Raw genomic sequence first — 25,283 nt, forward strand, 5'->3', positions numbered from 1 at the left:
CCGCCCCCCTTAGTTTAATCGGAGCAAAAATAAAGCTGTCCCCCTGTTTCTTTATCGTCCCCCAACAGAAAAATGTGATCCCTTGTAGCTTCCTTGGAAAGTCTGGATATCTCTGCCGGTCTGGCCCATCACTGCTTGCCGTAAATGCGCATAGGCCTCGCTCTCGCGGCTATAGGCATAGCCCCCGTTAATGACAACTGTCCGCGCATTACCGGCACCCTCAATACTCGAGGGGTAATAGCTGGAGAGCAGTATGAGCTTGATACTGTCTTTACCTTGCGGACTGATCCGCCAGGTTACGGATTCGTAGGAGCTCAGAACGAGAACCAAAGGTTTGGCTGTCGGGCGAACGGCAAGGGTGATACTGCCGGGTCTGTTGCCCGGCCCTTTGGACAGGTTGTTCGAGGACTCATAAACGCCAATGCCCTCGATCTGGGCATCCTTGGCGACTTCTGCAAAAGGCACAGAGGTACTCCCGTGGTCGAGCCGGGGGAATCGCGGAATGGAAGGCTGCCGAACAGAGTAGACGGGCGGTGATGGGCGCAACCTGCCATCCTTGAGCAAGGTCTGGCCACCTGTGGTCGACGATTGCTGTGCCATGGCTTCGAGCTTGGCCATCTGCCGCTCTAAGTTCCGTTTGCTGAGAAACTCAGCGAGAGCAAGCGGCTTTCCCTGTTGCAAATGTAGACCGAACCATACGCCGTCATGCTCGCGACGCATAAAGCCGGCTCTGCCATCGAGTTCATAAAGGATCCCGGCGCTACCTTCTTCCGTTTCGATAGGCGAGAGCGAGGCTTCTTCAATATTCAGGGCCCAAGGGCGGGTTCTTACAGGGCGCTCGTAGGCGTCCACCAGAACGGTGGACTCGCTTAGTTTGGCGTACCGATTTCCGATGAACTCTCCGGTTTTCCAGAGTGTTTCCTGGCCCGACTCCAGGTCGAGTTTCATCAGGTCTCGCCCGCTCACAAAAAACAGCACCCGCCCATCGAGCATGGAGGTAGGTCGCAATGAGGTGACCCCTGGGCCTGTCTTAATCGTGAGGTGCTTGAGTATCGTCCCCTGTATGCCATTGGCACCGCGCTCGTAAGTAACGAGCGAAAGCTTCTGGCCCGCACCTATCGCAATCCTGCCGTCCTGAAGCGGAAGGGCCCAGCTCTGACGCTTTAGCGCGGGCAATCCGGCAGCAAATTCGCCGCTCTGGAAGTCGATAATCAATAGCTGGCCGTCTGAGCCGCTTGCCACAGCAGCCAAGAGCTCCGGCAGCCAAACCAGCACGTTGTAGATCTCCCTGTTTTGCCAGAGCACCGCTCCGGTTTCCGTGTCGAAGAAAGTTACCCCTTTGCCATAGCCGCCTGGCAATGCCAGAACCCGGCCGTTGGGCGACAGCAACGCGTCGTGGAACCGGGCGTCGCTGAGCTGTGGCAATTTGACGATGGGTTTGCCACTCGGGATTTCTATGGAGAGCAGTTCGCCACGAGTGCCCCGGAGAATGGCAACTCCGGCGGTAGGTGCCGATATACCCGAAGAGATGGGAAGACCGGGGGAAACGAAGGCGGGCGCTTCGAGAGGTGTCTTGGAGCGCAATGCCGCCTGCGAAAGCCTTCGCTCGACCTGCTTGATTTGTAGGAAGCGCAGCAGAACTTCGTCCTGCGCTATCAGGCAGTCGCGGCTCACCGGCAGCTTCCTGATGTTATCCACCGAGTCGAATCTTGAAATCGCAAGACTCTTAACGCAGGTCAGGCCGCGAATCTCCCGCAGCGCCCCATATTGGGCAGAAAGCTTTTCCTGTGCAGACTCATCGTCACTTACTAGATCGCGCAGTGTTTCTTCTGTGGCGCGAATATCGGCGCTGGGCGGGAAGGCCCTGTTTACCTTTTCGCCGGGAGACAGGAAGGCTTCTTCGACGAAGGAGCAGCCCGAAATGCTCAGGGCAAGCAGTAATGCAACAATTATTCGCACATGGAACTCCATTTCCTTTCGATCCTAGATCAAGCCAGAGAGACGGGTGCAAGCTGGCAGAGGACTACTCGAGGCTAGCCGCTTCTACGACAGAGAATCAAGACACTGTTGCCCTTCACGCGCATGTCCGGCCGAATGTCGCCGGGCGGGGAGATTTCAAACGACTGCAAAACCCCGCACGCATCAATGACACGGCCTATTTGGCAGCCATCCGCCCCTTCCCCGCCGCTGGGCAGTAGAATCATCCGGTTAAACAGCTTCTTGAAGGTGCAGCGGTGGATTTACAGCAGGGTTTTGTCCTGACCCGGCATTGGCGCGATACCCCCGCCGGCACGGAGGTCGAGTTCTGGCTGGCGACCGATGACGGTCCCCGGCATATCCGCCTGCCCTATCAACCCTCGGTGGCCTTTATTCCGGCGGTGCAGCGCGCGCAGGCCGAAGCCCTGCTGCGTGGCGAGCGCGACGTCGAGCTGCGTCAACTTGACCTCTGCGACTTCCAGCACCGGCCCGTACTCGGCCTGTATTGCCGCCAGCACCGCCAGTTGATCAGCCTGGAAAAACGCCTGCGCCAGGCCGGGGTCGAAGTGTTCGAGGCCGATATCCGTCCGCCGGAGCGCTACCTGATGGAGCGTTTCATCACCGCGCCGGTGTCCTTCGCCGGCACGCCGCACGGCGGCCTGTTGCGCGATGCGCAGATGAAGCCGCTGGCGGGCTATCGCCCGCGGCTGAAGCTGGCCTCCCTGGACATCGAAACCAACGCCCAGGGCGACTTGTATTCCATCGCCCTGGAAGGCTGTGGCCAGCGCCAGGTCTACATGCTCGGGCCGGCGAACGGCGCGGACGCCACGCGCGACTTCCAGCTCGACTACTGCGAGAGCCGCGCGCAACTGCTGGAAGCGCTGAACCAGTGGCTGGCCCGGCATGACCCCGACGCGATTATCGGCTGGAACCTGGTGCAGTTCGACCTGCGCGTGTTGCGCGAGCATGCCCAGCGCCTGCAGGTGCCCTTGCGCCTGGGCCGCGACGGTGACGAGATGGGCTGGCGCGAACACGGCAGCGGCAACAACCATTTCTTCGCCGAGGCCGCCGGGCGGCTGATCATCGACGGCATCGAGGCGCTGCGTTCGGCGACCTGGAGCTTTCCCTCGTTCAGCCTGGAGAACGTCGCGCAGACCCTGCTCGGCGAAGGCAAGTCGATCGCCACCCCCTACCAGCGCATGGACGAAATCGACCGCATGTTCGCCGAGGACAAGCCGGCGCTGGCGCGCTACAACCTCAAGGATTGCGAGCTGGTGACACGGATCTTCGCCAAGACCGAGCTGCTGACCTTCCTGCTCGAGCGCGCCAGCGTCACCGGCCAGCCCGCCGACCGCAGCGGCGGTTCGGTCGCTGCTTTCTGCCACCTGTATATTCCACAGATGCATCGCCAGGGCTTTGTCGCACCCAATCTCGGCGAGCGTCCGCCCGAGGCCAGTCCGGGTGGTTTCGTCATGCAGTCCCGGCCCGGCCTGTACGAGTCGGTGCTGGTACTCGACTACAAGAGCCTGTATCCATCGATCATCCGTAGCTTCCTGATCGATCCAGTGGGGCTGGTCGAGGGCCTGCGCCACCCTGGCGACAGCACATCGGTCGCGGGTTTTCGCGGGGCCCGCTTCTCACGCACGCGGCATTGCCTGCCGGCCATCGTCGCCACGGTCTGGCAAGGCCGGGAAGCGGCCAAGCGTGAGCACAACCAGCCGCTGTCGCAGGCGTTGAAGATCATCATGAACGCCTTTTACGGCGTGCTCGGCTCCAGCGGTTGCCGCTTCTTCGACCCGCGCCTGGCCTCGTCCATTACCCTGCGTGGTCACGAGATCATGCGACGCACCCGCGAGCTGATCGAGGCCGAAGGCTATGCGGTGATCTACGGCGACACCGACTCCACCTTCGTCTGGCTCGGCCGCGAACACGCGGACGAAGACGCCGCGCGCATCGGCCGGACGCTGGTGCAGCGGATCAACCAGTGGTGGCGCGCGCACCTGCGCGACGAGTTCGGCCTGGACAGCGCGCTGGAGCTGCAGTACGAGACGCACTACCGGCGCTTTCTGATGCCGACCATCCGCGGTGCCGAAGAGGGCAGCAAGAAGCGCTACGCCGGGCTGGTCAGGCAGGCCGACGGCAGCGAGGAAATGGTCTACAAGGGGCTGGAGACGGTACGCAGCGACTGGTCGCCGTTGGCCCAGCAGTTCCAGCAGGCGCTCTATCTGCGTATCTTCAACCAGCAGCCCTACCAGGACTTTGTCCGCGACTACGTGTGCCGCACCCTGGCGGGCGAGTTCGACGAGCTGCTGATCTACCGCAAGCGTCTGCGCCGGCAGCTGGATGACTATCAGCGCAATGTGCCGCCACATGTGCGCGCGGCGCGTGCGGCCGACGCCTACAACGACTCACTGGGCCGTCCGCGGCAGTACCAGAACGGTGGTTGGATCAGCTACGTGATCACCGTCGCCGGGCCTGAGCCGCTGGAAACGCGGCATGCGCCGATCGACTACGATCACTACATCAGCCGTCAGCTGCAGCCGGTGGCGGACGCCATCCTGCCGTTCGTGGACGACGACTTCGGCACCCTGATCGGCGGGCAACTCGGCCTGTTCTGAGCAGGGCTGAGCAACAGTTAGCCCCTGCCACTCTGCAACCGCTTACTCCCTGGGCGCCGCCGGGTCGAGCAAGTCCTCCGAGCCGTGGGTCAGCTGATCCTGCTCGATCTGATGATCCAGGTCGGCGTTGACCCGCGTATCCACCACGACCTCTTCGCCCGGTACTTTTGCGCTAGCGCTCGTGCCGCTGCCAGACGAGGCTGCAGCTTCGATGTGCTCGGTGATCTGCACCCGATAGATCGGCTCCGGCATGTCCATCTCGGCAGCCTCCAACGCCAATTTCACCTGACGGATGGCCTCACTCTTCACAATCAGAAAGTCGTTCGTACGCTGGTCCACCCAGCCGTGAAAACGCACCTGCACGTTGGAGTCGCCGAGCGTCGTAATGTAAGCCCGAGGTGGCGGGCTTTGCATGACACCCGGCAAGCCCTTCAGCTCATCAACACCGATGCGTTGCGCACGCACCAGGTCCTCATTCACGCCGATGCCGACATCGAACTCAAAACGCCGGCTGGGGTTGCGCGTGTAGTTGAGGGTGACGCTACGAAACACCAGCGCATTGGGCAGGCGTAAGTGATTGCCGTCCAGGGTCATCAGGATGGTGGCTCGCGAGGTCAGCGCGACGACCATGCCTTCATTGCCATCGATCACCACGTGATCACGCGGCGCGAAGGGCTGGCGCAGGCTCATGAGGATGCCCGCCAGGTAATTCTCCAAGGTGTCCTTGAACGCGAAGCCCAGTGCAACCCCGAGGACCCCGGCGGTGCCCAGGACCGCGCCCACCAGAGAAGTCGCATCCATGATCTCCAGCGCAATCAGCACACCAACCAGCATCACCACCCAACGCGCAGTGGTGCGAGCAAGGTCGCGCAGAAACGGGTTGCGTCTGGCGATGCGGTCGAGCAGTGCGCGACGTGACAGCCAACTGCCAAGCATCCAGGCCAGCCAGATCACCAGGACCGACAAGGCCAGCAGCGGCAGAGCGGCCAGCAGGCTGTAGGCCTCTTCCAGTAGGCGTTGAATTACCGCATCGATATCAAAGCGTTGACTATCCAAAATCAGGCAACCTTCATCCTTAAGGAGTGTTCTTGATGAGCCTAGCGACTCATCGCTTGAGGATAGTTGACCGCAGACTGACTGAACTGTTTGCTTACTCGTCGTCGATAGCGCAGATCGTTCGGGTGCACGCGCTCGCGAAAATACCGGCCGGCCAGTGCGTCAGCGCTCCTAGGCTGACCGGGCAGAATCGCTGGGGTACTGCTGGAAGGCCAATCTAGCAACGCTCAACGCGCTGCCCGCTGTAGCCAGCGGAAGCTAAACCCCGGGCAAGAAAAAGCCCCGTCCGTAGACGGGGCTTGGTTGATGCCTCAGGCGACCTTGCGGACCTGGGCTGAGGGGTTGTTGTAGTACTGGATAAGGCCGATGTTCTGTCCACTGGCCAGGCTGGCCTGCACCTGGGACGAACTCATTCCGTACTCCAGCTCAGCGGTATTCACCTGCAGGTCGAGCTGCAGCGAACCGGCCTGTGCGTAGGCGCTGTTCCACTCGTCGATGGCCTCGTTGAGGTCATTGAGCACCGCATTGAAGTTGGCCCCGCCGGCATCCGAGAGGGCCGTGCGAATGTCGGTGACCGCCGCATTCACCTCGCTTTCCAGGGTTTGCCATTCGGCGAGGATCGCCTGCAGGCTGGCCTGGATGGTTTCGCTCTGGTTGGCCAGATCGGCGAAGTTGTTCGCCAGTATGTGCAGGGTCGCTACATCGGCGGTGATACCGGTGATCTGTCCGAGCTTGGCCTGGATGCTGGCCTGGTCGGCCTTGATCTTCTCCGCGTCGAGGGCGATGTAGGTGCTGGCCACCGCCACCGCCGGGCCGAGCACGAACCACACCGCAGCCCCCACCGGCCACAGGGCGATGGTCGCGGTAACGCCGAGCGTGATGGCCACTCCATCGGCGATGCCAAGGCCGATGATGGCCGCGGTGAGGCTCTTGATATCGGCCTTGAGCTGGGTGATCTGGGCGTTGAGGTCATCGATCTGCTGCTGGTCGGCATTGGCATCCTGGGTCGACTTGGTGGCGATGGTCTGCAACTGCTTGGCCATGTCGGGCAGGGTGTCGCTACTGGTCTGCAGGCTGCTGATGGCACCGGTGATGAAACTGGTGACCAACGCCAGCTGACCGGTCAGGGTATTCAGATCCTGGTTGAGAACCTTCAGCGCCACCTGATTGGACGGCTGGCTGACCAGGGTTTGCGCCTGGGTTTTGGCGTCCTGCAGCACCTGACTGATTACGGCGTTGTAACTGAGCACCTCCTGCGGCACGTTGAGCAGGCGTGCCATGACGTTGTTGACCCAGTTGAGAGCATCGCCATTGGCCTGTTCGTAGGCCGCGATGAAGTCCTTCCAGTCGGGCGGATTCTGGTTGAGGGTGGGCAGGTTGGAAGTCAACACGCTGGTCATCAGCGTGTTGACCTCAACCACGTTCTGCTTGTAGCTGGTTTGGGCCAGGGCAAGAGACTTGCTGTTGCTGCGGATTGCATGGGCGAGCGAGTGCATGGTGCGTTCCTCCTTGAGGTATTGCGGGGTGTGTTCCTTCACTGAACTCAAGGGTAGATCAGTCCCTGCGCCGCAAAAGACCGATTGGCGCTAAGCCCAGCGTGGGCAAATAGCGCTGGCCAATAAGCGGTTACAAGCAGCCCAACTGCCATGACAGCAAGCACAAGCGCGAGGCACTCCCACGCCCAGGCAGTCGGTGCTCTGGACGCACTGCTCTGCAATATGCCGCGTCCTTCGCAGCACTCTCCGGCCTGTGAGTCCCACCAAGCAGCGCGAACAACCAAGGCCTGCTCAAACAGTGGCACTGCCCCGCCGCCGCTCGAGTCAGCGGGCAGTCATGGCGACGACCGTTCGGCGGTTTATCTGCCGCTCCATGCACGGACGTTACGCAGATGGACAAGGCTATGCACCACCCGCGTTCCTCTGCGACCTTGGCTGATCTTGCGCCGATCACGAGTAGATCGGTCGCTAATGACCTGCCCACCTCCGCGATCTCAAGAGACATTTTGCAGCAGGGCGACAAGCAAAAAGATCACAATAAACCACAAACATGTATACAAAAGACCAGGCAACGAATTATTTTAGGACTGGCCACACGGTGTACAAAAATAACAGCGAGAACCACGATGACCTCCACCTCCGCTAAACCCTCTTCACGAGCGCGGCCCGAAGATGAGAATCTCGGTGTCACCGCCAATATCGCCTACGGCTTGCAACATGTACTGACCATGTACGGTGGCATCATTGCCGTACCGCTGATCGTCGGCCAGGCGGCCGGCCTTTCTCCGGCCGATATCGGTCTGCTGATCGCCGCCTCGCTGTTCGTCGGCGGCTTGGCGACCTTGCTGCAGACCCTCGGCCTGCCGTTCTTCGGTTGTCAGTTACCGCTGGTGCAGGGAGTGTCCTTCGCGGGCGTTTCCACCATGGTCGCCATCGTCAGTAGCGACGGCGGCGGCGGGATGCCGGCGGTGCTCGGCGCCGTGATCAGCGCGGCGCTGATCGGTTTTCTGATCACGCCGATATTCTCCAAGATCATCAAATTCTTCCCGCCCCTGGTGACCGGGATCGTGATCACCACCATCGGCCTGACCCTGATGCCGGTCGCCGCACGCTGGGCGATGGGCGGCAACAGTCGGGCCGAGGATTTCGGCAGCATGGCCAATATCGGCCTGGCCGCCTTCACCCTGGCGGTGGTCTTGCTGCTGAGCAAACTGGGCAGCGCGGCGATTTCCCGGCTGTCCATCCTGCTGGCGATGGTGATTGGCACCCTGGTCGCCTTCAGCCTCGGTATGGCCGACTTCTCCAAGGTCAGCGATGGTCCGCTGATGGCCTTCCCCACCCCCTTGCACTTCGGCATGCCGACCTTCGAAATAGCCGCGATCATCTCGATGCTGATCGTGATCATGGTGACCCTGGTGGAAACCTCTGCGGATATCCTCGCGGTCGGCGACATCATTGGCACCAAGGTGGACTCGCGCCGTCTCGGCAATGGCCTGCGGGCCGACATGCTCTCCAGCATGATCGCGCCAATCTTCGGCTCCTTCACCCAGAGCGCCTTCGCCCAGAACGTCGGCCTGGTCGCGGTAACCGGGGTGAAGAGCCGCTACGTGGTGGCGACCGGCGGACTGATTCTGGTCACCCTGGGACTGCTGCCGGTGATGGGCCGCGTCATCGCAGCCGTACCGACCTCGGTACTCGGTGGCGCCGGCATCGTGCTGTTCGGCACGGTCGCGGCCAGTGGCATCCGCAGCCTGGCCAAGGTCGATTACCGCAACAACATGAACCTGATCATCGTCGCCACCTCCATCGGCTTCGGCATGCTGCCGATTGCCGCGCCCTCGTTCTATGATCACTTCCCGAGCTGGTTCGCCACGATCTTCCACTCCGGTATCAGCTCGGCGGCCATCATGGCGATCCTGCTGAACCTGATTTTCAACCACTTCACCCTGGGCAACTCGGACCAACAGTCGGTGTTCGTCGCCGGCACCGAGCGCACCCTGCGCCATCAGGATATTGCCGCCTTGAGTGATGGCGATCATTTCGTCGACGGCAAGCTCTTCGATGTGGAGGGTAATGAAGTACCGGTGGTTGCAGAAGACGCCCCGACTGCAGCCGAACACGCGCCAACGCTCAGAACCACGGCGCCAAGCAGCACCAGCTAATGTCCAGATAGGCGCCTGGATCCGCCAGAACGGGCACCCCGATGGGTGCCCGTTGTCCTGTGTACCGACCGTTGCCAGGCCTTCCACGCACTGTGGCGGCGCCTGCCGCCGATAAGCTGAAACTTCCAGACAAGCGGTACTCAGCCGGCGCCAATCGCAGGGTCTAAACCTGACTATCCGATTGCTGCGAGGGTCAGCCGATGCCGACGAACCATCCCGAACTCACCGACCTGCTGCGTCAGGCGCAGACGCTGGACGAACAGCTGCCGACGACGGGCGACCCCACTCACTATCGCCAGCCGCTGCCAGCGGTGTTCCAGGCCTTGCAGCTGCACGCCAAGCAGTCGGGCGCCTGGTGCCCGAGGCGCGCCGGGGTTGACGCTGCACCGCACCGCAACAAGGCTCTCTGAGCCACCTGCGCAGCAAATACCTTGGAGCGCGCCTGAGCCCGCAGCAACTGGCGAGAGACTAGCCCAGCAGGCCTTCGGCATTCAGCGCGGCCTGCACCGCCGGACGCTCGCCGACCCGCTGCATGAAGGCTTGCAGCTCACTACAGCCGCCCAGGTCGAACTTCAAGTACGGGGCCCAGCTGGCAATCACGAACAAATAGGCGTCCGCGGCGGTGAAGACCTCGCCGGTCAGGTATTTCTTACCGCGCAATTGTTGCGAAACCCAAGCAAACTTCTTCACCACCGCGTCGGCGAACTGCTCTCTGGCCTCGGCCTGCAGCGCAGGATTGAACAAGGCCCCGGCGGTCTTGTGCAGCTCGGAGGTGATGTAGTTCTGCCACTCCATCACCCGGTAGCGCGCCATGTCGCCGGCCTCAGGCATCAAGTCCGGGCGTCCCGCCAAGTCGCAGAGATATTGGCAGATGACTGGCCCCTCGGTCAGCCGCGTGCCGTCGTCCAACTCCAGTACGGGCACCGCGCCCTTGGGGTTGATTCGGTAGAAATCGATGGTCTGCTCGGTCTCATGCTTGCTTAGATCGACACGTTCGAGGCTGAACGGCAATCCCGTCTCGTGCAGCACGATATGCACGGCGAGCGAGCAGGCTCCAGGGGTGTAATAGAGTTTCATGGTGAGAGCTCCGCATCATGGGCTGATGGGCGCGGGGACGGTCGCGACGGCCTGCGCCTGTTGCTGCCGGCTCAGGAAAGACGACAGCAGCATGCGCCCCTTCCGATACCGGCACGGTCGCAGGCGACTCGCTTACTGGAAGACACGACTAAGAGCGGCGAGCGCTCGACGACCTACTACAGACAAGCATAGAGCGCTTTATCCTGCGCACCGGGCCGCTGGAGCAGCACTAGACCGGCGGCTGACGAAGTGCAGGCGGGTGAGCGCGGCAGGAGCGAGCCGCCCCCCCCCGCCTACGCAGGGAACGGGCAATCAGTAGTCGATGACCACGTCGCCCTTGGGCACGCTGCAGCAGGAGAGGATAAAGCCTTCGGCGACGTCCTCGTCGGTGATCCCGCCATTGTGATCCATGTCCACCTCACCGGCAGTTTTCATCACCTTGCAGGTGCCGCAGATGCCCATGCCGCAGGCCTTGGGAATGTGCAGGCCAAGCTTGGCGGCGGCCGCGTGCACGGTCTCGCCCGGATCGATACGAATGCTCTTGCCGGTGGCGATGAACTCCACCTGATGCTGGTCGGCCAGCGGCACCGGATCGGCGTCGGCGGCTTCGGCGGCCAACTCCTTGGCCTCCTCGCGGATATCTGCCGGCGTCGCGCCGAAGGATTCCTCGTGATAACGCGACATGTCGAAGCCATTGGCTTCGAGCAGGCGCTTGACCGCGTTCATGTAGGGTGTGGGCCCGCAGCAGAAGATCTCCCGCTCCATGAAGTCCGGCGCCATCATGTGCATCATGGCCTGGTTGAGGTAGCCACGGTAACCGGCCCAGGCTTCGCCCAGACCGTGCTTCTCGCAGATGATGTGCAGGCTGAAGTTGTTGATCCGCGCCGCCATGTTTTCCAGCTCGCGGTGGTAAATCACGTCCTTCGGCGAACGTGCGCTGTGCACGAAGATCATGTCGACGTTGGCGTTGGTGTCATAGAACCAACGGGCCATGGACATCACCGGGGTGATACCCACGCCGCCACTGAGGTAGAGCACCTTGTCCGCCGGAAAGTCGATGGCGTTGAACAGCCCGACCGGGCCGTGCACCGGCACCTCGTCGCCTTCCTTGAGATTTTCGTGCAACCAGTTGGACACCTTGCCGCCCGGTACGCGCTTGATCGTCACCGAGAAGCTATAGGGCACCGCAGGCGAGCTGGAGATGGTGTAGGAGCGCATGACCGGCTGGCCGTCGATCTCCAGTTCCAGGGTAACGAACTGCCCCGGCTTGAAGAAGTACAGCACCGGCTGTTCCGCCATGAAACAGAAGGTACGCACATCCCAGGTTTCCTGGATGACCTTGACGCAGCGCACCAAGTGGCGGCCATTACTCCAGGTTTGCGTGGTGATGGGATTGAGGAATTCGTTCGACATGGTCGTTGCTCTCATGCGCGGCGGCCAAGTGCCGGCCTAGTGCTGCGAATTTTGCGCAACGTCAAATACAGGCACTTACCTGCTAGCGACATCCACATACTTATCGCGACCTGCCGCAGACCCCGCGACTTACCGCGTCGGGAACGGATTCAGGCATGTCGCCCATAGATAAGATAGACGACGCGCACGCCGCCACACTCCTCATCAGCCGAAACAGAAATTACCAACGCGCCCGACCAACGCTTCAACGTAGCAATCGCCAGTCGGCAGGCGATATACGAGCGGTCAGTCAAACCGCCTTGCGTAGCAACCGAAACAGCCACTTTTTGCGGCGCTCGCACGGCGAGCCGCCATTGAGGAGTTACCGATGGACGTCACTTCCACCCTGAGCCTGGGCGATCCTCTAGAGCCCGCACGCAAGGCCACCGCCGAGATGCTGCAGACCCGCGAGCGCACCTTCTCGCTGCCGCAGCCGTTCTATAACGACGAGCGCCTGTTCCAGATCGACATGCAGGAAATCTTCCACAAGGAATGGTTGATCGCCGGCATGACCTGCGAGATCCCGACCAAGGGCAACTATTTGACCCTGCAGATCGGCGACAACCCGATCATCATCATCCGCGGCGCCGAGGGCGTGGTGCATGCCTTCCACAACGTCTGCCGCCACCGCGGTTCGCGCCTGTGCACCAGCGACAAGGGCAAAGTGGCCAAGCTGGTCTGCCACTACCACCAGTGGACCTATGAACTGGACGGCCGCCTGCTGTTCGCCGGCACCGAGATGGGCGCCGACTTCGACATGAAGGAATACGGCCTCAAGCCGGTGCACTGCAAGACCGCCGGCGGCTTCGTCTTCATCAGCCTGGCAGAGAACCCGCCGGCGATCGACGAGTTCCTCGCCACCTTGGCTCACTACATGGAGCCCTACGACATGGAGAACACCAAGGTGGCGGTGCAGAGCACCATGCGCGAGCAGGCCAACTGGAAGCTGGTGCTGGAGAACAACCGCGAGTGTTACCACTGCAACGGTGCCCACCCGGAACTGCTGAAGAGCCTGCTGGAGTGGGACGATGTCACCGACCCGCGCGCCGACCAGGCGTTCAAGGACCACGTCGCCGAATCCGCCGCCAAATGGGAAGCCGAGAAGATCCCCTACGCTCACGCCAGCTTCGGCCTGCGTAACCGCATCGTGCGCATGCCGCTGCTCAAGGGCACCGAATCCATGACCATGGACGGCAAGCCGGGCAGCAAGAAACTCATGGGCCGGATCAAGAACCCGGAGCTCGGCTCGATGCGTATCCTGCACCTGCCGCATTCGTGGAACCACTGCATGGGCGACCACCTGATCAACTTCACCGTGTGGCCGATCAGCGCCCAGGAAACCATCGTCGTCACCAAGTGGCTGGTGCACAAGGATGCAGTCGAAGGCGTCGACTACGACGTTGAGCGCCTGCGCCAGGTGTGGGATGCGACTAACGACCAGGACCGTCGCCTGGGCGAAGAGAACCAACGCGGCATCAACTCCACCGCCTACCAGCCGGGCCCCTACTCGAAGACCTACGAATTCGGCGTGGTCAACTTCATCGACTGGTACAGCGCCAGCATGCTGAAGCACCTCGGCGCGGCGCCGGCGCCCTACCTGCGCGAAGTCGCCGTGGATTAATCCAGACAGCCAGGCGAGACCCCGTGCCTCGCCCGGCTAACCGTTATGGCCTGCGCCTGTTTAATCAGGCCCAGGCAGCCTCATCACACTATGCCCTCTGGGCACACTCGCCTCTTCCCAGGTCAACGGCCCTGGTAAGGGGCATTTTTTTGCCTGTTGACCAAGGGTTAAGCCGAACCACAGCGCTGGCAAGCTGGACCATTGGCGCCGCGGGGTAACCCAGCAGCCTTGTAGCCCGGATGCAATCCGGGGAATGGATGTGCAGCTGCAGGCGCTTCCCGGACTGCATCCGGGCTACGGGAGGACAGCCGACGGTTATCGGGTCCACGCCTGCGCCTGGACGCCCTCGCGATGGACATGCCCTTCACTCATCTCACCCGCGCACTCGGCAGGACTGGCGGGCTCGAATCGCAGCAAAGCGACCTGCAACCCGACAGCCCGCCTGGCGGGTTTCCTGCGGCTTACCCATTCACGACCTCGGCTTGACGCTTTCGGCAATACCCCAGTCGCTTTTGCGCGATAGCGGCAAACCCCTCGGGGATATGCTGCCCCCAATAGCGCCGGCAGCGGGTTCGGCGCGTATAGCTTCCGACTCGTAGTCGTATAAAGGGGACAGCCTGATGAGCCCAGCCGAAGTGCACGCCGACAGCATCGTTATCGATGGTCTGATTATCGCCAAGTGGAACCGCGAACTGTTCGAAGACATGCGCAAGGGCGGCCTGACCGCGGCCAACTGCACAGTGTCGGTCTGGGAGGGTTTCCAGGCCACCGTCAACAGTATCGCCGCCAGCCAGAAACTGATCCGCGAGAACAGCGATCTGGTGATGCCCGTGCGCACCACCGCCGACATCCGCAAGGCCAAGGAGCTGGGCAAGACCGGCATCATCTTCGGCTTCCAGAACGCCCACGCGTTCGAAGACCAGCTCGGCTACGTCGAGGTGTTCAAGCAGCTTGGCGTGGGCATCGTACAGATGTGCTACAACACCCAGAACCTGGTCGGCACCGGCTGCTACGAGCGTGACGGTGGCCTGTCCGGCTTCGGCCGCGAGATCGTCGCAGAGATGAACCGCGTCGGCATCATGTGCGACCTGTCCCACGTCGGCAGCAAGACCAGTGAGGAAGTCATCCTCGAATCGCAGAAGCCGGTGTGCTACTCGCACTGCCTGCCGTCCGGCCTGAAAGAGCACCCGCGCAACAAGTCCGACGAGGAACTGAAGTTCATCGCCGACCACGGCGGCTTCGTCGGCGTGACCATGTTCGCACCGTTCCTCGCCAAAGGCATCGACTCGACCATCGACGACTACGCCGAGGCCATCGAGTACGTGATGAACCTGGTCGGCGAAGACGCCATTGGCATCGGCACCGACTTCACCCAGGGCCACGGCCAGGACTTCTTCGAGTACCTGACTCACGACAAGGGCTACGCCCGCCGTCTGACCAGCTTTGGCAAGATCGTCAATCCGCTGGGCATCCGCACCGTCGGCGAATTCCCCAACCTGACCGAAACCCTGCTCAAGCGCGGCATGCCCGAGCGTGTAGTGCGCAAGGTGATGGGTGAGAACTGGACCCGCGTACTAAAGGACGTCTGGGGCGAATGATGAATACCTGCGGAGACTACGGCGCACGGCGCTAGCGGCTCCACAGGCATTCACAACCTATTTTTAATTGAGCAGAGCGCCAGGCGCTCTGCCACAAACCACCGAATTCTGGAGTTTGCACACATGGCCACCCACGCCCCTGAAATGCCCATCGAAGTCGACAGCGAAACCGGCGTCTGGACCACCGACGCCCTGCCGATGCTCTACGTACCGCGGCATTTCTTCGTCAACAACCATATCGGCATCGAGGAAGTGCTGGGCGCCGACGCCTATGCTGAAATCCTCTACAAGGCCGGCTACAAGTCCGCCTGGCACTGGTGTGAGAAAGAAGCCGAGTGCCACGACCTGTCCGGCGTGGCGGTGTTCGAGCACTACATGAAGCGCCTGTCACAGCGCGGCTGGGGTCTGTTCAAGATCCAGTCGATCGACCTCGACAAAGGCACCTGCGAAGTGCGCCTGGATCATTCCGCCTTCGTCTACGTCTACGGCCAGTGCGGGCGTATGGTTGACTACATGTTCACCGGCTGGTTCGCCGGCGCCATGGACCAGATTCTGCAGGCCCAGGGCAGCAGCATCCGCACCCGTGCCGAACAGGTCTACGGCGCTTCGCAAGAAGGCCACGACCACGGTCTTTTCGTCGTCAAGCCGCTCTAAGTCGAGGAACGCATCATGGCCTTCGAAGCAATGTTCCAGCCGATTCAGATCGGCAAACTGACCATCCGTAACCGTATCGTGTCCACCGCCCACGCCGAGGTCATGGCCACCGACGGCGGCATGACCACCGAGCGTTACGTCAAGTACTACGAAGAGAAGGCCAAGGGCGGCGTCGGCCTGGCCATCTGCGGCGGCTCCTCGGTGGTCTCCATCGACAGCCCCCATGGCTGGTGGAGCTCGGTGAACCTGTCCACCGACCGCATCATCCCGCACTTCCAGAATCTGGCCGACGCCATGCACAAGCATGGCGCCAAGATCATGATCCAGATTACCCACATGGGTCGTCGCTCGCGCTGGGATGGTTTCGACTGGCCGACCCTGATGTCGCCGTCCGGCATCCGTGAACCGGTACACCGCGCGACCTGCAAAACCATCGAACCGGAAGAGATGTGGCGCATCATCGGTGACTTCGCCAAGGCTGCGGCCCGGGCCAAGGCCGGCGGCCTGGACGGCGTCGAACTGTCGGCCGTGCACCAGCACATGATCGACCAGTTCTGGAGCCCACGAGTCAACAAACGTACCGACGAATGGGGCGGCACCTTCGAGGGCCGCATGAAGTTCGGCCTGGAAGTGCTCAAGGCCGTGCGCAAGGAAGTCGGCGACGACTTCTGCGTGGGCCTGCGTATCTCCGGCGACGAGTTCCACCCGGACGGTTTGTCCCACGAGGACATGAAGCAGATCGCCAAGTATTACGACGACACCGGCTTGCTCGATTTTATCGGCGTGGTCGGCTCCGGCGCCGATACCCACAACACCCTGGCCAACGTCATCCCCAACATGAGCTTCCCGCCCGAGCCGTTCCTGCATCTGGCGGCCGGCATCAAGGAAGTGGTCAAGGTACCGGTACTGCACGCGCAGAACATCAAGGACCCGAACCAGGCCACCCGCATCCTCGAGGGCGGTTACGTCGACATGGTCGGCATGACCCGCGCGTTCATCGCCGACCCGCACCTGATCGCCAAGGTCAAGATGGGCCAGGTCGACCAGATCAAGCAGTGCGTCGGTGCCAACTACTGCATCGACCGCCAGTACCAGGGCCTGGACGTACTGTGCATCCAGAACGCCGCGACCTCCCGTGAATACATGGGCTTGCCGCACATCATCGAGAAGACCACCGGCGTCAAGCGCAAGGTGGTGGTGGTCGGCGGTGGCCCAGCGGGTATGGAAGCGGCGCGCGTCGCGGCCGAGCGTGGCCATGACGTCACCCTGTTCGAGAAGAAGGATCAGCTTGGCGGGCAGATCACTACCGCCGCCAAGGCGCCGCAGCGTGACCAGATCGCCGGCATCACCCGCTGGTACCAACTGGAACTGGCGCGCCTGAACATCGACCTGCGCCTGGGCACCGGCGCTGATCCAGAGAGCATCATGGACCTGCGCCCGGATGTGGTGGTACTGGCCAACGGCGGTCATCCGTTCCTCGAACAGAACGAACACTGGGGCGCAGCAGAAGGCCTGGTAGTGAGCAGCTGGGACGTCCTCGACGGCAAGGTCGCACCGGGCAAGAACGTGCTGGTGTACGACACCATCTGCGAATTTACCGGTATGTCGGTGGCGGACTTCATCGCCGACAAGGGCAGTCAGGTCGAGATCGTCACCGACGACATCAAGCCGGGTGTAGGCATGGGCGGCACCTCGTTCCCGACGGCCTACCGCAGCATGTACCCGAAGGGCGTGATCATGACCAGCGACATGATGCTGGAAAAGGTCTACCGCGAAGGCGACAAGCTGGTGGCACTGCTGGAGAACGAGTACACCGGCGCCCAGGAAGAGCGCGTGGTCGACCAGGTGGTGGTGGAGAACGGCGTACGTCCAGACGAAACGCTGTACTACGCACTCAAGGAAGGCTCGCGCAACAAGGGCCAGATCGACGTCGAAGCACTGTTCGCGATCAAGCCGCAGCCTTGCCTGTCCGAGCCTGGCGACGGTTACCTGCTGTTCCGCATCGGCGATTGCGTGGCTCAGCGCAACACCCATGCGGCGATCTACGACGCGCTGCGTCTGTGCAAGGATTTCTAACGGCTTGTGGCTAACACTGTGGGAGCGGGCTTGCCCGCGAAAAGGGCGAGACGGAGCGACTGAGTAACCGAGTCGCCTGCTTCGCGGGCACGCCCGCTCCCACGGCAATCGGCAAGGCATCCAGGTATTTCCGCCTGCAAGACCCGAGTGTCTTTGGGAGCTCCACAATGTTGAACACCATTCTTCCTATTCTGCTGTTCGCCGCACTGGCGCTCGCCGTGCTCGGTGCCGGCAAGCGTTTTCTGATGTGGCGGCGCGGCAAGCCGGCCAAAGTTGACTGGCTCGGCGGTCTGCTGGCCATGCCACGCCGTTATCTGGTCGACCTGCACCACGTGGTCGAGCGCGACAAGTACATGTCCAAGACCCACGTGGCCACCGCCGGCGGCTTCGTCCTGGCCGCCGTTCTGGCGGTCATCGTGCATGGTTTCGGCCTGCACAACCGCATCCTCGGCTTCGCCCTGCTGGGCGCCACCGTGCTGATGTTCGTCGGCGCGTTGTTCGTCGCCAAGCGTCGGCGCAATCCACCGGCGCGACTGTCGAAAGGCCCGTGGAACCGTCTGCCGAAGAGCCTGCTGATGTTCTCGGTAAGCTTCTTTATCGCCACCCTGCCGGTGGCCGGGATTCTGCCGCACGATTTCGGCGGCTGGATCCTCGCCCTGATCCTCGCGATTGGCGTGGCCTGGGGCGTGTCCGAGATGTTCTTCGGCATGACCTGGGGCGGCCCGATGAAGCACGCCTTCGCCGGCGCCCTGCACCTGGCCTGGCACCGTCGCGCCGAGCGCTTCGGCGGCGGCCGCTCGACCGGCCTCAAGGCGCTGAATCTGGATGACCCGAACGCCTCGCTGGGCGTAGAGAAACCCACCGATTTCACCTGGAACCAACTGCTCGGCTTCGACGCCTGCGTGCAGTGCGGCAAGTGCGAGGCGGTTTGCCCGGCCTTCGCCGCCGGCCAACCACTGAACCCGAAGAAGCTGATCCAGGACATGGTCATCGGCCTGGCCGGCGGCACCGACGCCAACTTCGCCGGCAGCCCCTACCCGGGCATCCCCCTGGGTGAGCACGGCGGCGGTCCGCACCAGCCGATCGTCAACCTGCAGGGCAAGGCCCTGGTCGAGGCCGACACGCTGTGGTCCTGCACCACCTGCCGCGCCTGCGTCGAGGAGTGCCCGATGATGATCGAGCACGTCGATGCCATCGTCGACATGCGCCGTCACCTGACCCTGGAGAAAGGTGCCACACCGAACAAGGGCGCCGAAGTCCTCGACAACCTGATCGCCACCGACAACCCTGGCGGCTTCGCCCCCGGCGGCCGTCTGAACTGGGCAGCCGACCTGAACTTGCCGTTGATGAGCGAGAAAAAGCAGACCGACGTGCTGTTCTGGGTCGGCGACGGCGCCTTCGACATGCGCAACCAACGCACCCTGCGCGCTTTCGTCAAAGTACTGAAGGCGGCCAACGTCGACTTCGCCGTACTCGGCCTGGAAGAGCGCGACAGCGGCGACGTGGCCCGCCGTCTGGGTGACGAAGCGACCTTCCAGACCCTGGCCAAGCGCAACATCGCCAGCCTGGCGCAGTATCGCTTCAACAAGATCGTCAGCTGCGATCCGCACAGTTTCCACGTGCTGAAAAACGAATACGGCGCCCTCGGCGGTAACTATCAAGTGCTGCACCACAGCACCTACATGGAAGAGCTGATCGCCGGCCAGCAACTCAACCTGGGTCAGCACAAGGGCGGCAGCGTCACCTACCACGACCCCTGCTACCTCGGCCGCTACAACGGCGAGTACGAGGCCCCGCGCAACGTGCTCAAGGCCATCGGCATCGAGGTCAAGGAGATGGAGCGTTCCGGCTTCCGTTCGCGCTGCTGCGGCGGTGGTGGCGGCGCGCCGATCACCGACATTCCCGGCAAGCAGCGGATCCCCGACATGCGTATGGTCGACATCAAGGAGACCGGTGCCGAACTGGTGGCCGTAGGCTGCCCGCAGTGCACCGCGATGCTCGAAGGCGTGGTCGAACCGCGGCCGCAGATCAAAGACATCGCCGAGCTGGTCGCTGACGTTCTGATCGAGGCGCCTGCCGCGACCAAGCAGCCGGCTGCTGCCCTGGAGGTTAACTGATGAGCGATATTATCCGCCGCGACCCGCGAGCCGAGTGGATCGCCCGTAACCGCTTGCACCCACTGCACGCCTCGCTGCAAACGGCGCAGACCAGCTGGATGGGACCCAACGGCCTGATCCGTAAGAACCCGCACGCGATCGGCTTCATCGGCCCCAACGGCCTCAAGCGCATCGACCGCAGCGGCGCCCAGCAAGGCGGCAGCAGCAAACGCTCGACTGCCAAGGCGGAGGTGCAACTGCCGTTGCACGTCATCGAACAGCCGAGCTTCCACATCGTGGTGGTGCCGGACATGGTCGGCGGCCGCCTCAGCAGCCACGACAAGGACCTGCTCGGCCTGGCCAATAAACTGGCCGGCAGTGAGGGTGCGGTGGTCGCAGTGGTCTTCGGTGAACACAAGGAAAGCGCCTTCGACACCGCCGGCGTCGACCGCCTGCTGCACATCCAGGGCGAAGCCTTTGACGGCTACGCTCCGGAACAGCGGGTACTGGCCCTGAGCGCGGTAGACAACCAGCTGACACCTCGTCACTGGCTGATCCCGGACAGCCGTACCGGCGGCGGCGAACTCGGCCGCCGTCTGGCGGCCAAGCTCGGTGAACGTCCGGCCACGCGCATCTGGCAGGTCGCCGACGGCCAGTGCATCGGCCGCGCCGGCGCCGGCCGCGAAGACCTGGCACGCCGTGCACCGCGACTGATTCTGGCAGCGGCCGAATGCGCCGATCCGGTTGGCGACAGCCGTCACGAAGTCCGTCCGGTAGAGCTGCAAGACCAGATCGCCCAGTGCCTGCCACGCATCGAGAACCTCGGCGCCGTGGCCGTCAACCCGGCACTGATCCCTATGGCGGAAGCCGAGTTCATTCTCTCCGGCGGTAACGGCGTGCAGGATTGGACCCAGTTCCATCAGGCTGCCGAAGCCCTCGGCGCAACCGAAGGCGCCTCCCGGGTCGCGGTCGACGATGGCTTCATGCCGCGCGACCGTCAGGTCGGCGCCACCGGAACCTGGGTCACCGCCCGGGTCTACATGGCGGTGGGTATTTCCGGCGCCATTCAGCACCTGCAGGGCATCGGCGCCTGCGACAAAGTGGTGGCGATCAACATGGATCCAGGCTGCGACATGATCAAACGTGCCGACCTGTCTGTGATCGGCGACTCGGCGGCCATCCTTCAGGCACTGATCGAACGAGTCACCGAATTCCGTCAGGGAGGCGCACGCGATGCCGCTTAACACGCTGAACATCATCACCCTGGTTTCCGTCGGTGCTCACCCGATGTCGGGTCGAGCACGCCGCGCCGAACAGGATGCCCGCGCCGTCGAACTGGGCCTGCGCCTGGCTGGCGAACGCCTGCGGATATTGCACGCCGGCGACCCTGAGGAAGAAGCCCTGCGCGCCTACCTGGGCATGGGCCTGGCGGAAATGACCGTACTGCAACAACCGCCACAGGCCGACGCCCTGCCGGCACTGAGCGACTACCTGCGCCAAGCTGGCGCTCAGCTGGTACTGACCGGCACTCAGGCAGAAACCGGCGAAGGCTCGGGCATGCTGCCCTACCTGCTGGCCGAACAGCTGGGCTGGCCACTGGTGGTCGGACTGGCCGAGGTGGAAAGCGTGACCGATGGCGTAGCCCAGGTTCTGCAAGCCCTGCCCCGCGGCCAACGGCGCCGCCTGCAGGTACGCCTGCCATTTCTCGCCAGCGTCGACAATGCCGCGCCGACCGCTCGGCAGAGTGCCTTCGGCCCCGCCCGGCGCGGGCAGCTGCAGGCACAGGCCGTAAGCGTTGTAGAGGACGTCCTGTTCAGCGAGGCTCAGCTGCAGCCAGCCCGACCACGGCCGAAACGCCTCAAGGTGATCAAGGCCAAGACCGGTGCCGAACGGATGAAAGCAGCCACTGCGAAAGCCTCTGGCGGCGGCGGACAGGTACTCAAGGATGTCTCGCCAGAAGCCGGTGCCGAGGCTATCCTCAAGCTGCTGACGGATGAAGGCGTGCTGCGCTGAGCGCAGCCCTGAAGGGAGAAATAACCATGATGCATGCCGACCTGATCGACCAGGAAGACTTACGCGAGCGGCTGGTGGCCCTGGGCCTGAGCATCCCGCCGGGCGTAAGTGCCGAACAAGCCTGCAGCTATGCGGTGAGTGGCCTCAGCCCGGAACGGGCGGTGGCCTTGAAGCGATTGGTGGAAGAACTGCTAGGCGGTAACGCCACCCTGCTGCCGGCCGTACGTGAAGCGATTTCCCGTACCCTGCTGCCGGCCCTGATACCGCACTGAGACGAAGCCACAACAACCTACGAAACAGCACACAGCAAAAAGGGCGCTTGATGCGCCCTTTTTGCTGTGTGCTGATTAAGGGTCAGGCCGCGCTACTGGCTGTAGCGGCCCCGCACCAGAGCTAAAGCCGCACGCTGGCGAAAGTCGACTCGCCCTGTGCCCGGTTCAAGGCATCCTTGGCCGTGGACGAGGCTGGTTGCATCAGCTCATCAGGCACTGGCACCAACGCCACCACATTGCTCAGGCTTTGCCCTGCGCGCTCGTCGCGCGGCGGGATGCCGAAATACTCGCGGTAGCACTTGGAGAAGTGCGGCGTGGAAACAAAGCCACAGACCGAGGCCAATTCGATGATCGACATCGAGGTTTGCTTGAGCAACTGACGAGCACGGATCAGGCGCAACTTGAGGTAGTAGCGCGACGGCGAACAGTGCAGGTACTTCTGGAACAGGCGCTCGAGCTGGCGCCGCGACACGTCGACATAACAGGCCAGCTCGTCGAGGTCGATCGGCTCCTCCAGGTTGGCTTCCATCAGCGCGACGATTTCCTGCAGCTTCGGCTGGTTGGTACCCAGCATGTGTTTGAGCGGCACACGCTGATGATCCTGTTCGTTGCGGATGCGCTCGTAGATGAACATCTCGGAGATCGCCGCCGCCAGTTCACGGCCATGCTCACGACCGATCAGGTGCAGCATCATGTCCAGCGGTGCGGTGCCGCCCGAGGCGGTGCTGCGATTGCGGTCGATGGAGAACAGTCGCGGGGTGATGGCCGCACGCGGGAAGGCTTCCTGCATAGAGGCCAGACACTCCCAGTGCACGCTGCAATCATAGCCATCGAGCAGCCCGGCCTTGGCCAGCGCCCAGCTACCCGTGCACACGGCACCGAGCTTACGTCCTTGACGGGCCTGAATCTGCAACCAGTGCAGATGTTCGCGAGTGACGCTGTGCTGAATGTCTACGCCACCACAGACAATCACCGCGTCCAGTACCGGTGCATTGTGCAGGCCGACATCCGGGGTGATCTGCAGACCATCGCTGGCCTTCACCGGTTGGCCGCTCTGGGTCAGGGTATGCCAGCGATACAGTTCCTTGCCTGAGAGCTGATTGGCCATACGCAACGGCTCGACCGCCGAAGCGAGGGAAATCAGGGTGAAGTTGTCCAGCAGCAGGAAGCCAATGGAGCGGGGAGCAGGAATCTGGGGCTGTGCCCCTTGGTTGAACTGCGACATCAGTGAAGCCCTCACGCTAAGCACGGTGTGAGCCTTCTTGGCGAGGCTCTGATATTACGGTTCTGGTACCCGACTGGCCCAGATGAACACTGTTCACAAGGCAAAGGTCATGCCTAAATTACTTGAGCGTTCAATTAAAAATATAGGCCATCATCCAAGCCGTGTACCACAAGGCTTCGCGAGCGCGACAGAAGTGTTCTGTTTGCGCCATCAGGACCCTGTTATTCCTGGATCCTGAGCATTTTGGTAGCACTGACTATAGGCGCGACTGTCACCGCGCCACAGGTTGAATACCAGCGGTAACAGACGAACGGCAGCCAGAATGACCAGCAAGTCACGAAAGCCTGCCGTTCGCCCCTGCAGCGCACCAAAATCGCGCATCAGGGGCGAAAATGAATCAGCACTCGATGGCGCTGACCGCCAGGCCGCCGCGCGAGGTTTCCTTGTACTTGTCGTGCATGTCGGCACCTGTATCGCGCATGGTGCGGATCACCCGGTCCAGCGAGATAAAATGCTCGCCATCGCCACGCAGGGCCATTTGTGCGGCATTGATCGCCTTCACCGCGGCGATCGCATTGCGTTCGATGCACGGCACTTGCACCAGGCCACCCACCGGGTCGCAGGTCAGTCCGAGGTTGTGCTCCAGACCGATCTCGGCGGCGTTCTCAAGCTGCTCGGGTGTGGCACCGAGGATTTCCGCCAGCCCGGCGGCAGCCATGGCGCAAGCCGAACCGACCTCGCCCTGGCAACCCACTTCTGCGCCGGAGATCGAGGCGTTCTTCTTGCACAGAATGCCAACAGCCGCCGCGGCCAACAGGTAATCGACCACATCGGCTTCGCTTACCGCCGGACTGAAGCGCACGTAATAGTGCAGGACCGCCGGGATGATGCCTGCCGCACCGTTAGTCGGTGCGGTGACCATGCGCCCGCCAGCGGCGTTCTCCTCGTTGACCGCCAGGGCGAACAGGTTGACCCATTCCATGCCGCTGAGGGTCGAGCCGATCACGTTGGGCTTGCTCATTTCCTGCAGGCTGCGGTGCAGCTTGGCGGCGCGGCGCTTGACGTTGAGCCCGCCGGGCAGAATGCCCTCGTGCTTGAGACCCTGCTCGACACAGTCGCGCATGGCTTGCCACAGACGCATCAGGCCGCTGCGGATCTCCGCCTCGCTGCGCCAGGCCTTCTCGTTGGCCATCATCAATTCGGACACGCGCAGCCCATGCTCCTTGCACAAGCGCATCAATTCGTCGCCACTGGAGAAGTCGTAAGGCAACTGGGTGTGATCCTGGTCCAGCTGGCCGGTGGCCGCCTGTTCGGCATCGACCACAAAACCGCCGCCCACTGAGTAATAGGTATCGCTGCTCAGCTCGCTGCCGTCGGCCGCGTAGGCCGTCAGGGTCATGGCATTGGGGTGGTAGGGCAGGTTCTCCTCAAGCAGCAGCATGTCGCGCTGCCAGTCGAAGGCAATCGGCAAACGTCCATCCAGCTGCAAGGTGCCGCTGCTACGCAGTGCTTCGATTCGCGGTGCAATCTCGCGCGGATCAATCTGGTCCGGCCAATCGCCCATCAGGCCCATGATCACCGCAGTGTCACTGCCGTGACCGATGCCGGTGGCCGACAACGAGCCATACAGGCGCACTTCCACACGCTGCACTCGCTCAAGCAAATGACGCTCACGCAGGGCGCCGGTGAACAGCGCGGCGGCGCGCATGGGGCCGACGGTGTGCGAGCTGGAAGGCCCGATACCGATCTTGAACAGGTCGAACACACTGATAGCCATGTCGGCCTCCGAGGTGAGTAATTGTTATGCCGCCATCATCGGGTTTTCAGCAAAGCACCGAGGTCCTACTCCGACTCGTTCGTATCCAAATCCGCCACCGTACAACGCCAACC

At 62.6% G+C, this 25,283-nt stretch carries 18 protein-coding genes; 11 read left to right on the forward strand and 7 right to left on the reverse strand.

The features are described 5' to 3' along the window. Positions 1-51: 51 nt before the first annotated feature. Entirely contained in the window at positions 52-1,971 is a 1,920-nt protein-coding gene (locus TMS3_RS00765; protein ID WP_025163325.1) for an outer membrane protein assembly factor BamB family protein, read from the reverse strand. 263 nt (positions 1,972-2,234) lie between these two features. On the opposite strand from TMS3_RS00765, the gene TMS3_RS00770 reads away from it, so the two are divergent. Further along, entirely contained in the window at positions 2,235-4,595 is a 2,361-nt protein-coding gene (locus tag TMS3_RS00770) for a DNA polymerase II (protein WP_025163326.1), read from the forward strand. A 42-nt stretch (positions 4,596-4,637) separates the two neighbouring features. On the opposite strand, the gene TMS3_RS00775 is transcribed toward TMS3_RS00770, so the two are convergent. Together TMS3_RS00775 and TMS3_RS00780 are read right to left on the reverse strand one after the other, a co-directional pair. Continuing rightward, on the reverse strand, positions 4,638-5,651 hold the full coding sequence (locus TMS3_RS00775; protein ID WP_025163327.1) for a mechanosensitive ion channel family protein: 1,014 nt from the start codon (positions 5,649-5,651) through the stop codon (positions 4,638-4,640). Positions 5,652-5,962: 311 nt separating this feature from the next. Further along, entirely contained in the window at positions 5,963-7,198 is a 1,236-nt protein-coding gene (locus tag TMS3_RS00780) for a hypothetical protein (RefSeq protein WP_200929583.1), read from the reverse strand. 575 nt (positions 7,199-7,773) lie between these two features. Between TMS3_RS00780 and TMS3_RS00785 the strand changes: the two genes are divergently transcribed. Both TMS3_RS00785 and TMS3_RS00790 read left to right on the forward strand, forming a co-directional pair. Then, positions 7,774-9,309, forward strand: a complete 1,536-nt coding sequence (locus TMS3_RS00785) for a nucleobase:cation symporter-2 family protein (protein ID WP_025163329.1) — start codon at positions 7,774-7,776, stop codon at positions 9,307-9,309. 200 nt (positions 9,310-9,509) lie between these two features. After that, positions 9,510-9,719 (forward strand): hypothetical protein, encoded by a 210-nt coding sequence (locus TMS3_RS00790; protein WP_025163330.1) that lies wholly within the window; start codon positions 9,510-9,512, stop codon positions 9,717-9,719. 58 nt (positions 9,720-9,777) lie between these two features. Here TMS3_RS00790 and gstA read toward each other — a convergent pair whose 3' ends face one another. Together gstA and gbcB are read right to left on the reverse strand one after the other, a co-directional pair. Beyond that, complete coding sequence (gene gstA / locus TMS3_RS00795) at positions 9,778-10,386, reverse strand: glutathione transferase GstA (protein ID WP_025163331.1); 609 nt, start codon at positions 10,384-10,386, stop codon at positions 9,778-9,780. 312 nt (positions 10,387-10,698) lie between these two features. After that, the gene (gene gbcB, locus TMS3_RS00800; protein WP_025163332.1) at positions 10,699-11,799 is read right to left on the reverse strand and encodes a glycine-betaine demethylase subunit GbcB; all 1,101 of its coding nucleotides are present in this window, start codon (positions 11,797-11,799) and stop codon (positions 10,699-10,701) included. Positions 11,800-12,166: 367 nt separating this feature from the next. On the opposite strand from gbcB, the gene gbcA reads away from it, so the two are divergent. The 8 genes from gbcA (at position 12,167) to TMS3_RS00840 (ending at position 22,168) form a co-directional block, all read left to right on the forward strand. Further along, positions 12,167-13,459 carry a glycine-betaine demethylase subunit GbcA gene (gbcA, locus tag TMS3_RS00805; protein WP_025163333.1) on the forward strand — a complete coding sequence of 431 codons (1,293 nt, stop codon included), beginning with the start codon at positions 12,167-12,169 and terminating at the stop codon, positions 13,457-13,459. A gap of 620 nt (positions 13,460-14,079) precedes the next feature. Continuing rightward, entirely contained in the window at positions 14,080-15,057 is a 978-nt protein-coding gene (locus TMS3_RS00810; protein WP_025163334.1) for a dipeptidase, read from the forward strand. Positions 15,058-15,180: 123 nt separating this feature from the next. Then, a complete protein-coding gene (locus TMS3_RS00815) occupies positions 15,181-15,711 on the forward strand; it encodes a 4-vinyl reductase (protein WP_025163335.1) in 531 nt (176 codons plus the stop codon). Between the two features lie 15 nt (positions 15,712-15,726). Further along, positions 15,727-17,787 carry a dimethylglycine demethylation protein DgcA gene (gene dgcA, locus TMS3_RS00820; RefSeq protein ID WP_025163336.1) on the forward strand — a complete coding sequence of 687 codons (2,061 nt, stop codon included), beginning with the start codon at positions 15,727-15,729 and terminating at the stop codon, positions 17,785-17,787. 167 nt (positions 17,788-17,954) lie between these two features. Continuing rightward, positions 17,955-19,904, forward strand: a complete 1,950-nt coding sequence (gene dgcB, locus TMS3_RS00825) for a dimethylglycine demethylation protein DgcB (RefSeq protein ID WP_025163337.1) — start codon at positions 17,955-17,957, stop codon at positions 19,902-19,904. Continuing rightward, positions 19,904-21,127 (forward strand): electron transfer flavoprotein subunit alpha, encoded by a 1,224-nt coding sequence (gene etfA, locus TMS3_RS00830; RefSeq protein WP_025163338.1) that lies wholly within the window; start codon positions 19,904-19,906, stop codon positions 21,125-21,127. The genes dgcB and etfA overlap by 1 nt, the downstream gene beginning before the upstream one ends. Beyond that, entirely contained in the window at positions 21,117-21,896 is a 780-nt protein-coding gene (gene etfB / locus TMS3_RS00835) for an electron transfer flavoprotein subunit beta (protein WP_029866034.1), read from the forward strand. The genes etfA and etfB overlap by 11 nt, the downstream gene beginning before the upstream one ends. Positions 21,897-21,922: 26 nt before the next feature. Continuing rightward, positions 21,923-22,168: a hypothetical protein gene (locus TMS3_RS00840; protein ID WP_025163340.1), complete on the forward strand. Its 246-nt coding sequence runs from the start codon at positions 21,923-21,925 to the stop codon at positions 22,166-22,168. A gap of 121 nt (positions 22,169-22,289) precedes the next feature. On the opposite strand, the gene gbdR is transcribed toward TMS3_RS00840, so the two are convergent. Both gbdR and TMS3_RS00850 read right to left on the reverse strand, forming a co-directional pair. Beyond that, positions 22,290-23,393, reverse strand: coding sequence for a choline metabolism transcriptional regulator GbdR (gene gbdR, locus TMS3_RS00845; protein WP_025163341.1), 1,104 nt, complete (start codon positions 23,391-23,393; stop codon positions 22,290-22,292). Between the two features lie 397 nt (positions 23,394-23,790). Continuing rightward, complete coding sequence (locus TMS3_RS00850; RefSeq protein WP_025163342.1) at positions 23,791-25,170, reverse strand: L-serine ammonia-lyase; 1,380 nt, start codon at positions 25,168-25,170, stop codon at positions 23,791-23,793. Between the last annotated feature and the right edge of the window lie 113 nt (positions 25,171-25,283).

This window comes from Pseudomonas taeanensis MS-3, from assembly GCF_000498575.2.
Lineage (GTDB): Bacteria > Pseudomonadota > Gammaproteobacteria > Pseudomonadales > Pseudomonadaceae > Aquipseudomonas > Aquipseudomonas taeanensis.

Bases quoted from the DNA above. Each gene is read 5' to 3' on its own strand.
- TMS3_RS00810 (WP_025163334.1), top strand. From the start codon at position 14,080: ATGAGCCCAGCCGAAGTGCACGCCGACAGCATCGTTATCGATGGTCTG.
- dgcA (WP_025163336.1), top strand. From the start codon at position 15,727: ATGGCCTTCGAAGCAATGTTCCAGCCGATTCAGATCGGCAAACTGACC.
- gstA (WP_025163331.1), bottom strand. From the start codon at position 10,386: ATGAAACTCTATTACACCCCTGGAGCCTGCTCGCTCGCCGTGCATATC.
- TMS3_RS00850 (WP_025163342.1), bottom strand. From the start codon at position 25,170: ATGGCTATCAGTGTGTTCGACCTGTTCAAGATCGGTATCGGGCCTTCC.
- TMS3_RS00765 (WP_025163325.1), bottom strand. From the start codon at position 1,971: ATGGAGTTCCATGTGCGAATAATTGTTGCATTACTGCTTGCCCTGAGC.
- dgcB (WP_025163337.1), top strand. From the start codon at position 17,955: ATGTTGAACACCATTCTTCCTATTCTGCTGTTCGCCGCACTGGCGCTC.
- etfA (WP_025163338.1), top strand. From the start codon at position 19,904: ATGAGCGATATTATCCGCCGCGACCCGCGAGCCGAGTGGATCGCCCGT.
- TMS3_RS00840 (WP_025163340.1), top strand. From the start codon at position 21,923: ATGATGCATGCCGACCTGATCGACCAGGAAGACTTACGCGAGCGGCTG.
- gbcB (WP_025163332.1), bottom strand. From the start codon at position 11,799: ATGTCGAACGAATTCCTCAATCCCATCACCACGCAAACCTGGAGTAAT.
- etfB (WP_029866034.1), top strand. From the start codon at position 21,117: ATGCCGCTTAACACGCTGAACATCATCACCCTGGTTTCCGTCGGTGCT.
- gbdR (WP_025163341.1), bottom strand. From the start codon at position 23,393: ATGTCGCAGTTCAACCAAGGGGCACAGCCCCAGATTCCTGCTCCCCGC.
- TMS3_RS00785 (WP_025163329.1), top strand. From the start codon at position 7,774: ATGACCTCCACCTCCGCTAAACCCTCTTCACGAGCGCGGCCCGAAGAT.
- TMS3_RS00815 (WP_025163335.1), top strand. From the start codon at position 15,181: ATGGCCACCCACGCCCCTGAAATGCCCATCGAAGTCGACAGCGAAACC.
- TMS3_RS00790 (WP_025163330.1), top strand. From the start codon at position 9,510: ATGCCGACGAACCATCCCGAACTCACCGACCTGCTGCGTCAGGCGCAG.
- gbcA (WP_025163333.1), top strand. From the start codon at position 12,167: ATGGACGTCACTTCCACCCTGAGCCTGGGCGATCCTCTAGAGCCCGCA.